General features: G+C 66.0%; 9 protein-coding genes and 1 pseudogene. 6 read left to right on the forward strand and 4 right to left on the reverse strand.

The window, feature by feature from the left end; translation table 11 throughout:
• From U1E69_RS07060 to U1E69_RS07070, 3 genes and pseudogenes are all read left to right on the forward strand, one after another.
• Positions 1 to 161: pseudogene (locus U1E69_RS07060) on the forward strand (ribonuclease HII); the annotation flags it as partial.
• A gap of 89 nt (positions 162 to 250) precedes the next feature.
• Entirely contained in the window at positions 251 to 1,372 is a 1,122-nt protein-coding gene (locus U1E69_RS07065; RefSeq protein WP_322243649.1) for a site-specific DNA-methyltransferase, read from the forward strand.
• 217 nt (positions 1,373 to 1,589) lie between these two features.
• On the forward strand, positions 1,590 to 3,134 hold the full coding sequence (locus U1E69_RS07070; protein ID WP_322243650.1) for an acetolactate synthase large subunit: 1,545 nt from the start codon (positions 1,590 to 1,592) through the stop codon (positions 3,132 to 3,134).
• An 84-nt stretch (positions 3,135 to 3,218) separates the two neighbouring features.
• On the opposite strand, the gene U1E69_RS07075 is transcribed toward U1E69_RS07070, so the two are convergent.
• The 3 genes from U1E69_RS07075 to mutY form a co-directional block, all read right to left on the reverse strand.
• The gene (locus tag U1E69_RS07075) at positions 3,219 to 3,839 is read right to left on the reverse strand and encodes a glutathione S-transferase family protein (RefSeq protein ID WP_322243651.1); all 621 of its coding nucleotides are present in this window, start codon (positions 3,837 to 3,839) and stop codon (positions 3,219 to 3,221) included.
• A 47-nt stretch (positions 3,840 to 3,886) separates the two neighbouring features.
• A complete protein-coding gene (locus tag U1E69_RS07080) occupies positions 3,887 to 5,002 on the reverse strand; it encodes an alkane 1-monooxygenase (protein WP_322243652.1) in 1,116 nt (371 codons plus the stop codon).
• 85 nt (positions 5,003 to 5,087) lie between these two features.
• Positions 5,088 to 6,164 (reverse strand): A/G-specific adenine glycosylase, encoded by a 1,077-nt coding sequence (mutY, locus tag U1E69_RS07085; protein ID WP_322243653.1) that lies wholly within the window; start codon positions 6,162 to 6,164, stop codon positions 5,088 to 5,090.
• Between the two features lie 433 nt (positions 6,165 to 6,597).
• On the opposite strand from mutY, the gene U1E69_RS07090 reads away from it, so the two are divergent.
• The 3 genes from U1E69_RS07090 to U1E69_RS07100 are packed head-to-tail and all read left to right on the forward strand — an operon-like array spanning position 6,598 to position 8,913.
• Positions 6,598 to 7,122, forward strand: a complete 525-nt coding sequence (locus U1E69_RS07090; RefSeq protein ID WP_322243654.1) for a DUF721 domain-containing protein — start codon at positions 6,598 to 6,600, stop codon at positions 7,120 to 7,122.
• 52 nt (positions 7,123 to 7,174) lie between these two features.
• Positions 7,175 to 7,780: a DsbA family protein gene (locus tag U1E69_RS07095; RefSeq protein ID WP_416200264.1), complete on the forward strand. Its 606-nt coding sequence runs from the start codon at positions 7,175 to 7,177 to the stop codon at positions 7,778 to 7,780.
• A complete protein-coding gene (locus U1E69_RS07100; protein WP_322243655.1) occupies positions 7,780 to 8,913 on the forward strand; it encodes a CaiB/BaiF CoA-transferase family protein in 1,134 nt (377 codons plus the stop codon). The genes U1E69_RS07095 and U1E69_RS07100 overlap by 1 nt, the downstream gene beginning before the upstream one ends.
• Before the next feature lie 51 nt (positions 8,914 to 8,964).
• Here the strand turns inward: U1E69_RS07100 and lpxK are convergent, their stop codons facing one another.
• Complete coding sequence (gene lpxK, locus U1E69_RS07105) at positions 8,965 to 9,954, reverse strand: tetraacyldisaccharide 4'-kinase (protein ID WP_322243656.1); 990 nt, start codon at positions 9,952 to 9,954, stop codon at positions 8,965 to 8,967.
• Positions 9,955 to 10,044 lie beyond the last annotated feature (90 nt).

A 10,044-nucleotide genomic window follows, 5' to 3' on the forward strand; every position in this document is an offset into this window, starting at 1 on the left:
TGGCGCAACAGCACCCCGGCTACGGCTGGGAAGCCAACGCAGGCTACCCGACAAAGGCGCATCTGGAGGCGCTGCAAAATCTAGGCGTGACCGCTTGGCATAGACGCTCATTCAAGCCCGTCCACAACATATTGTATCAAGAGAATTCTGTAACCTGTTGATTCAATAAAGAATTTGACGGCGATTCGCCTCTGACTCATGATTCACCCCAACAACGGCACACCAGAGATGCCGGGGGCAGAGGCAAAGAATGGCGACCAGGCATACCGCGGCGGAGCATGCGCTTCCGCTGAACCAGATCCTTTCCGGCGACTGTGTGGAGGTGATGAACTCCCTCCCGGCGGGGTCTGTCGACCTCATCTTCGCCGACCCGCCCTACAACCTTCAACTGCGGGGCGACCTGCACCGGCCCGACAACTCCAAGGTCGACGCGGTGGATGACCACTGGGACCAGTTCGCTAGCTTTGCCACCTACGACAGCTTCACGAAAGACTGGCTGGCGGCAGCGAAGCGGCTGTTGAAGCCCAACGGGGCGATCTGGGTGATCGGCAGCTATCACAACGTGTTCCGCCTGGGGGCCGAGTTGCAGAACCAGGGCTTCTGGCTGCTGAACGACGTGGTCTGGCGCAAGTCGAACCCGATGCCGAACTTCAAGGGCAAGCGGCTGACCAACGCCCATGAGACGCTGATCTGGGCCTCCCGCGATGAAGCCGCGAAATACACCTTCAACTACGAGGCGCTGAAGGCTCTGAACGACGGCATCCAGATGCGGTCGGACTGGGTGATCCCGCTGTGCACCGGGCATGAGCGGCTGAAGGATGAAAACGGCGACAAAGCCCATCCGACCCAGAAGCCCGAGGCGCTGCTGCACCGGGTGATCGTGGCGACGACCAATCCGGGCGACGTCGTGCTGGACCCCTTCTTCGGGACGGGAACGACCGGGGCGGTGGCCAAGATGCTGGGCCGCGACTTCATCGGGATCGAACGTGAGGCAGCCTATCGCAAGGCAGCCGAGGCCCGGATCGCGCGGGTGCGGAGGTTTGATGCCTCGGCTCTGGAAGTGACCGGGTCAAAGCGGGCGGAACCCCGGGTGCCGTTCGGGCAGGTCGTCGAACGCGGCATGCTGCGGCCGGGGGAGGAGCTTTTCTCTCTGGGCAACCGCTTCAAGGCCAAGGTCCGCGCCGATGGGACGCTGATCGGCAACGACGTGAAGGGCAGCATCCACCAGGTGGGGGCCGCACTTGAAGGCGCGCCGTCCTGCAACGGCTGGACCTACTGGCACTTCAAACGGGACGGCAAGATGGTCCCGATCGACATCCTGCGGCAGCAGATCCGGGCCGAGATGGAGGCCGACGGCAGCCGCACGCACTGAATTTCGGAACACGCCTGTCCCCCGGACCGCCTGGGGGACACCTTCACCCCGCCGAGATGTCTCGGCGGGGCTTTTTCATCCGTCCGCTTGGTCAGTCTTCCAGATGCAAGGGAATCAATGGCTTGGTTGCGGGCGTTCCGCGATCGTGACCCACGATCCGGTTGTGCCCCAGCGCGGAATCCGGTCTTCTGGATGTCACAGAAAAACGGAGGCCCCGATGAACGGCGCAGAGACTTTGGTTCAGACCCTGCTGGCTTCGGGCGTGAAGGTCTGTTTCGCCAACCCCGGCACCTCCGAGATGCATTTCGTCCATGCGCTGGACCAGCACCCCGAGATGCGCTGCATCCTGTGCCTGTTCGAGGGCGGAGTTTCGGGCGCGGCGGACGGGTATTACCGTATGAAGGGAGAAGTCGCGGCCACGCTTCTGCACCTGGCCCCCGGCTTCGGGAACGCCTTCGCCAACCTGCACAATGCACGGAAGGCGCAATCGGGCGTGCTGAACATCATGGGCGACCATGCCGATTATCACCTGCGGTTCGAGGCCCCGCTGAAGGGCGATACGGTCGGGGTGGCGCAGGCGGTCTCGCACTGGACGCGCGTCTGTTCCTCTTCCGGCAAGGTGGCCATTGATGCGGCCGCGGCAGTGCAGGCGGCGCGCGCCAAGGGCGGACAGATCGCCACGTTGATCCTGCCCGCGAATACAGCGTGGGAGGAGGCGTCAGGTTTTGCGGTGGCGTCTCCTGCCGCGGCCTTGCGGCGTCCGTCGGAGGCCGAGGTTGCGGCGGCGGCCCGCGCCTTGCGCCAGCCGGGGGCGATCCTGATGATCGACGGCCCGGCGCTGCATTCGGACCTTGGGCTGCTTGCCAAACGTCTGACTAAAGCCTGCGGCGCGCGGCTGATGCAGCCGTTCTTCGTCAGCCGCTTCCGGCGCGGCGCGGGGACGGTCAAGATCGAACGGATGGCCTACCGGACCCCGGACAACCAGAAGCTTCTGGCCGGTGCGCCCGCGCTGGTCCTGTGCGGAACGGCGCGTCCGGCGGGGTTCTTTGCCTATCCCGGCTTGCCTTCGACCCCCGACGACCCGGACACCCGGCTGATCGACCTGTGCAGCCGCGAGATGGACATCGCCGGGACCTTGCAGGCGCTGGCCGAGGAACTGGGCGAGGTGGCCCTGACGCCCGATGACTTTGTGCCGGAGGATCGTCCGGCGCTGGCGGAGGGATCGCTGACAATGGCCAAGGTCGGCGAGTCCATCGCGGCGCTGCTGCCCACGGACGCGGTGATCGTGGACGAGGGGATCACCGCCTCGGCCCACCTTGCCCCCGCATTGCGGCGGGCGCCGGGCCATGACGTGCTGACGATCACTGGCGGGTCCATCGGCTTTGGCCTGCCCAACGCCGTCGGCGCGGCAGTGGCCTGCCCGGACCGCAAGGTTGTCGTGCTGGAGGGCGACGGGTCGGGGATGTATACGCTCCAGTCCCTCTGGACGATGGCGCGCGAGGGGCTGGACGTCACCACGGTGATCTTTGCGAACCGCGGCTACCAGATCCTGCGGGAAGAGTTGGCTGCGATGGGCGTGAACGAGGTCGGACGCAACGCGCAGCGGATGTTCGACGTCGATGGTCCGCAGCTGGACTGGGTGGCCCTGGCACAGGGGCACGGGGTGCAGGCCGTGCGGGTCAGCGACATGGCCGGTTTCAATTCAGCCTTCGGCGACGCGATGGGGCAGCGCGGGCCAAGGCTGATCGAGGTGGTCTGCTGACGGGCCGCTCGTCGTGCACTTCGTTTCTCCTCGCTGGGGCGGACCCCAAGCGACGAGCGCATGAAATGCGACGAGGAGCGGCTTTCAGGACAGGCCCGCGAAGGGGTCGCGCCAGGCTTCAATCTGGTTGAGCTGGTTGAGCTGGTTGGCCAGCCGCTGCACGTGGGGGTAGTCCGCCAGCGGTAAGCCTGCGGCTTTGGCAAACGGAAAGCAGGTCGCAACGCGGAAATCTGCGTAGGACAGACGGTCGTCGACCAGCCAAGTCCGTCCCTGCAGTTCTGCGTCAAGGATGCCCATGAACTGCATCCAGTCGCGCAGTGCATCGTCGAAGACCTGCTGTTCCGGCTGGAAATCCATGAACGTTGGTGCGATCAGCTTCCAGAAGTAAAAGACGTCCCCCGCCCGGTTCAGATGGTGCGTCGCCCAGGAGATCCACATGATCATCTCGGCCTGACTATCACCGGTGCGCCAGAAGTCCGATCCGGCAAGCGCCGAAAGCTTGCAGGCGATGGCGTCGGCTTCCCAGTAGGTCCGTGCGTCCGTGGTCAGGACCGGAACGCGGGTGTTGGGGTTGATCGGGCGGAAGGCGTCCTGATGATCGGGATGCATCGGACTGGCAGCGACATACTCTACCCGCGCATCCAGGTAGCGCGCCACAGCCACGGCAACCCGGGGGTTCAGGTTCTGCGAATAGTAAAGCTTCATGGCGATCCTCCCGCGCTGAAGCCATTACATACCATTTGGTATGTAAGTCAACCCGTGACCGGATTCAGTGCCTTGTTGTAGGCGTGCCAGTCCTTGATGTCGGGATAATGCATCCGACGCCAGGCCTTGACCCGCCGGTTCATGATGCGCTTCCACAAAGGCGGAAACATCGCGGCCATCGTCATGAGCGGGTAGCCGAAGGGAAGCTGCGGCGCCTCGTCGCTGGAATAGGTCTGCAGCACCGGAAAGCGGCGGTCGGGTTTGTAATGGTGGTCAGAATGGCGCTGAAGGTTGATCAAAAGCCAGTTCGATGCGCGCAGGTCGGCGTTCCAGCTGTGGCGCGGCAGGACATGTTCATACTTGCCCTCCCCCAGATGGCGGCGGGTCAGACCGTAGTGCTCGATGTAGTTCACCAGCTCGAGCTGCCAGATCGCGGTGCCGGCCTGGATCAGGAACAGCCCAAGACCGGACCAGCCGCCCAGCGCCAGCGCAAGGGCCAGAAAGGCCAGCTGCAGCACGGCGTAGCGCCAGAAGGGGTTCGTCCGGTGCCACCAGGGCAGGCCCCTGCGAGACAGCATCGCCGCCTCGGCCTTCCAGGCAGAGGGTGGGCATTGCACAAGGACGCGGGGGAAAAAGCGGTGGAAGCCTTCGTTGTAGCGGGCGGTGACCGGATCGCGCGGTGTGCCGACATGGGTATGGTGGACCCGCAGGTGTTCCGACCGGAAGTGTGAGTAGAGGACCGAAGCCAGAAGAAGATCGGCAAGCCAGCGTTCCAGCCGGGATTTCTGATGCATCAGCTCGTGGCTGTAATTGATGCCGATGGTGCCAGAGATGACGCCCATACCGAAAAACAGCCCGATGCGTTCGCCGGTGTCGAGATGCGGCGCCTGCGGGACATACCAAAGCATTGTGGCAAGCAGGGCGAACTGAACCCAGGGCCAGACCAGCGTGATCGCGCGGTAGGCGGTCAGCGCATCCTCCGGGGTCTGGGGGTCGGGGTTGGCGGTATTGTGGCCGGTGAGGGCGTCGAGGATCGTGAAAAGCCACCAGGTCGCCAGCGGCAGAAGAGCGATGGTCCAGCCGCCCCAGGCCATGCCGGCCAGGGCCAGCGGCGGAAGGGCCAGCGACAACCAGAACGGCAGGGCATTGGGAAGCGGTGTCACGGAGAAACGGTTCTGACTGGTCAATGGGACAAGGTCCTAACTGCCCCGCGTTTGGCTGCGTGTCAAAGCTTTCTCGCCGAGGATTTTAAGCACTCCCCTTGTCCCGGTCCGCGACGGGCGGTTCGATGCCGTGACGGGCAAGGTCCCAGGCCTTGCGCATCACGGTGGGCAGATCGGCGGGGCGGAAGCTGTGGCGGGGAACAAGGTTTCCACGGCTGGGGGGGCCGTCAAGTCGGGCGACGCGGATGCTGAGGATCAGGTGGAAATGGGTGAAGGTGTGGCGGACCTCGCCGATCTCCTGCCAGTCGACGGAAGCGGGCGCGGAGCCGCCCTGCCCGTCCCAGCCGTCGCCGGGAATGCCAAGCATGCCACCCAGCAAGCCCTTGTCGGGACGGCGCTCCAGAAGGATGGCCCCGTCGCGGTGGCCAAGCCAAAGCGTGCCGCGGCGGGTGGGTTTGTCGGGCTTGGGCGACTTGCGGGGAAGGTCGGCCTGAGCGCCTTCGGCGCGGGCGCGGCAGGCATGCGACCAGGGGCAGATGCCGCAGGCCGGCGAGCGAGGGGTGCAGATCGTGGCGCCCAGGTCCATGATGGCCTGCGCGTAGTCACCTGGTCTGTGCGCGGGGGTCAGCCGGGCGGCAAGAGCGGTCAGCTCGGCCTTGGCGGCGGGCAGTGGCGTCTCGACCAGGTGCAAGCGAGAGATGACGCGTTCCACGTTGCCGTCAACGACGGTGGCGGGCGCGTCATGGGCGATGGCAGCGATGGCCGAGGCGGTGTAGGGGCCGATGCCGGGCAGGGTCAGGAGGCCGTCGCGCGTGTCGGGGAACCTGCCCCCGTGGTCAGCGACGACAGCGCGGGCGCATTTCAGCAGGTTTCGCGCGCGGGCGTAGTAGCCAAGCCCCGCCCATTCGCCCATCACGTCCGCATCCGCTGCGGCGGCAAGGGCCGCAACCGTGGGCCAGCGGGCGGTGAAGCGGTGGAAATAGTCCCGCACGGCAGCAACGGTGGTCTGCTGAAGCATCACCTCGGACAGCCAGACCCGGTAGGGGTCGGGGCGGACCCCTGCGGCCCGATCCTGGGGCGAGACCCGCCAGGGCATTACCCGGGCGTGACGGTCGTACCAGGCCAGAAGCTGGGTCGAGAGGGTGTCGGAGGCGCTGTCCATCCGGGCGAAGATAGCGGTTGGCGCATCGGCTGCCAGAGCCGCTTTGCACTGCGGGACGAAAAGGAGGACGCATCGGGCCGGCTTGCGCGACACAGGTGCAGGTCCTTGGACCTTATCCCCTGCCCTGCGCGGAAGGCTGGACGACGCGGCCCGGTCGACCGCTTTGGCCTGGTGCCCCTTGGGCCCTGTCGCGATGTCACTGAGACATTTTAGTCGGAAGGTGTGTGCCGCGTGCGGCAGGGAAGCGGGTGGGTAGGGTGGGCGATATCGCCCACCCTACGCTTGGAGCCACCCATTCGCGGCGTCCCCGGCCCGATTGTTTCCAGAAAACCCGCGCTCCATAACGCATTCTTTATTCCCCTTGGCAGCCTTGCCACTGGCGGGGGCGGTCCCTTGCGGTAGAATAGCCACAACAGGAGACCCGCCGCGCACCATGAGCCGCAAGCCGCCCGCATCACCCAGTGCCGACCACCGGATGCGCGGGTTCGAACCCGCCTTCGGGCTGATGAAGGATGCCGTCCGAACAGCGGGAGAGTCTCGGGGCTTTGCCGTCGCGCGGCTTCTTACCCATTGGGCCGAGGTTGCCGGCGAAGACATGGCGCGCAAGACCCGGCCGGTGAAGATCGGTTACGGCAAGGGCGGCATGGGGGCGACTCTGACGCTGCTGGTCAAGGCGACCGAAGCGCCGATGGTGCAGATGGCGCTGCCGGTGCTGAAGGAACGGGTGAATTCCGTCTACGGCTATGCCGCGATCAGTCACATTCACCTGACCCAGACCGCCGCCACCGGCTTTGCCGAGGGCCAAGCCGAGTTCACTCCGGCTCCCAAAGCCGCAAAGGTCCCTGATCCGGCGACGCAGGCCAAGGCTCAGGCCGTGGCCGAAGGCGTGGCCGACCCAAGTTTGCGCAGCGCGCTTGAACAGCTGGCGCAAAACATCTTAACTCGCCCCCGATCTTGATATCCGGGCTGAAAAAGGACGCCGACCCATGATGAAACTCAACCGCCGGGCCATGATTGCCCTTGCCGCTGCCGCCACCGCGGCCATGACCCCGGCACTGGCGCAGGAAGCCACAACGGCCGCCTCGACGATGGCAACCGGGGATTTCTCGCTGGGATCGCCCGACGCGAAGGTGAAGATGGTGGAATATGCCAGCTTCACCTGCCCGCATTGCGCGAACTTCCATGCGACCACCTTCAAGGACCTGAAGAAGGACTACATCGACACCGGCAAGGTGCACTTCACCCTGCGCGAGGTCTACTTTGACCGTTACGGCCTGTGGGCCGCGCTGATCGCCCGTTGCGGTGGCGAGATGAAGTATTTCGGCATCCACGACATGCTGTTCGACCAGCAGCAGGAATGGGCCGCTTCGGAAGACCCGATGCAGGTGGTCGAGAACCTGAAGACCATCGGCCGCGCGGCGGGTCTTGAGGATGCGGCGATGGAGGCCTGTCTGAACGACACCGCCAATGCCGAGGCGCTGATCAAGCAGTTCCAGACCAACTTCGAGGCGGATGGGGTCGAGGGGACTCCGACCCTGTTCATCAACGGGACCAAGCATGGCAACATGGCCTATGCCGACCTGAAGGCGATCATCGACGCCGAGCTGGCGAAGTAATGACTGCGCCGCTGGAGGGGGTCCGCGTCATTGAACTGGCGCGGATCCTGGCCGGTCCCTGGGCCGGGCAGACCCTTGCCGACCTTGGGGCGGACGTGATCAAGGTCGAAGCGCCCGAGGGGGATGACACCCGGCGCTGGGGGCCTCCGTTCATCGAAAGCCACGGCGAGAAGACCGCCGCCTATTTCCACGCCGCGAACCGGGGGAAACGGTCGATTGTCTGCGACTTCCGCACGGCGGAGGGGCAGGAGATCGTGCGTCGGCTGGTGGCCGAGGCCGATGTGGTGATCGAGAACTTCAAGGTCGGCGGGCTGGCGAAATACGGGCTGGACTGGGACAGTCTGCGCAAGGTGAACCCCCGGCTGGTCTATTGCAGCATCACCGGCTTCGGGCAGGACGGACCCTATGCGCACCGGGCGGGGTATGACTTCATCATCCAGGGAATGTCCGGGCTGATGAGCGTCACCGGCGCGCCGGACGGGCAGCCGCAGAAGGTGGGCGTCGCGGTGACGGACATCTTCACCGGGGTTTATGCGGCCACCGCGATCCTGGCGGCGCTGGTGCAACGCGGGCGAACGGGCGAGGGTCAGCAGATCGACATGGCGCTTCTGGACGTGGCGACCAGCGTGATGGCGAACCAGGCGATGAACTATCTGGTGTCGGGGAAGGCTCCGGGCCTGATGGGCAACGCGCATCCGAACCTGGCGCCCTATGCGGTCTTCGATTGTGCGGATGGCTGGCTGATCCTGGCCACGGGGAATGACGGGCAGTACCAGCGCCTGTGTCGGGTGCTGGGGCTGGAGGCGATGGCCTCGGACCCGAAGTTCCTGACCAACGCCGACCGGATCGCGAACCGGGCCGAGATGACGGACCGGTTGACGGCAGCGACACTGACCTGGGCCAAGGCCGACCTGCTGGCCGCCTGTGAGGCGGAGGGGGTCCCCGCAGGGCCGATCAACGATCTGGCCGAGGTGTTCGCCGACCCCCAGGTCGTGGCGCGGCGGATGCAGATTGCCCCCGAGGGGATGCCGGGCCTGCGCAGCCCGATGACATTTTCAAGCGCTGCTCTGGCGCTGGACCGGCCCGCACCGCGGCTGGGGCAGCATCAGGACGAGGTGCTGCGGGATCTGTAGGGCGCAGCGGAGTTTTCAAAAACTCCGGACCGATTTCTTTGAAGAAATCGGCTACAAGGCCAGCCGGTCAAGCTGCACTTCCAGTGCGGACCAGTCGTTGATTTTCAGGCGCACCACCAGGGTCAGCACCTTCGGCCGCCAGTGCAGGGGCAAGCGGGCGGCGTCCTTTTCCGTCGTAACCAGCTGTGCCCCTGCCGCGGCGGCCTCGGCCTCCAGACGGCGCAGCAGGGTTTCGGACAGCATCTCGTGATCGGCCAAGGCCTCACCCCGGACCAGGTCGGCGCCTTCAGCCCGCAGGGTAGCGAAAAAGCGGGAGGGGTCTGCGATCCCGGCGAATGCGAGCAGACTCTCACCTTTCCAGTCCATGCCCATCTGCAGCGGCAACAGCGCGCCGGTCAGGCGAGGCACTGGGATGACGCGGCCCCAGATGGCGTCGAACCGGGACTGAGCGGCTGCGTCGCCGATGGTCAGGACGAGGTCGGCGCGAGACAGGCCCGTCGCCACTGGCTCGCGCAGGGGGCCCGCGGGAACGCAGCGGGCGTTGCCGAAACCCTTCGCCGCATCGACCACGACCAGCGAGACGGAAGGCTTCACCGACGGGTTCTGGAAACCGTCGTCCATCACGATCACCTGCGCCCCGGCAGCTTCGGCGGCCCGCACCCCGGCGGCGCGGTCGCGGGCGACCCAGACCGGGGCAAAGGCCGACAGGAGCAGGGGCTCGTCCCCGACCTCGGCAGCGGTGTGGCGGGCCTCCTCGACGCGGACCGGGCCTTCGAGCGACCCGCCGTAGCCACGACTGACGACATGGACCTTGCGACCCCGCACCGAAAGACGGTCGATCAGAGCGATGACGGTCGGGGTCTTGCCCGCGCCCCCGGCCGTCAGGTTGCCGACACAGATCACCGGGATGCGTGGCGCATAACCGGGTTGGCGCAACCGGCGGGCGGTCGCTGCGGCGTAAAGCCAGCCAAGGGGCGCAAGGAGGCGCGGCAGAAGCCCCGGGCGGTCCGGCGCGCGCCACCAGAAGCGGGGCGCGCGCATCACTCGTCCCCGTCCATGATGGCGCGAACACGCTTCAGGATGGTCTCGGTCACCTCGGCACCCTCGCTTGCCACAGCCCAGGCCGCCTGC

Origin of the sequence: Tabrizicola sp., assembly GCF_034366665.1 — a bacterium.
Taxonomy (GTDB): domain Bacteria; phylum Pseudomonadota; class Alphaproteobacteria; order Rhodobacterales; family Rhodobacteraceae; genus Tabrizicola.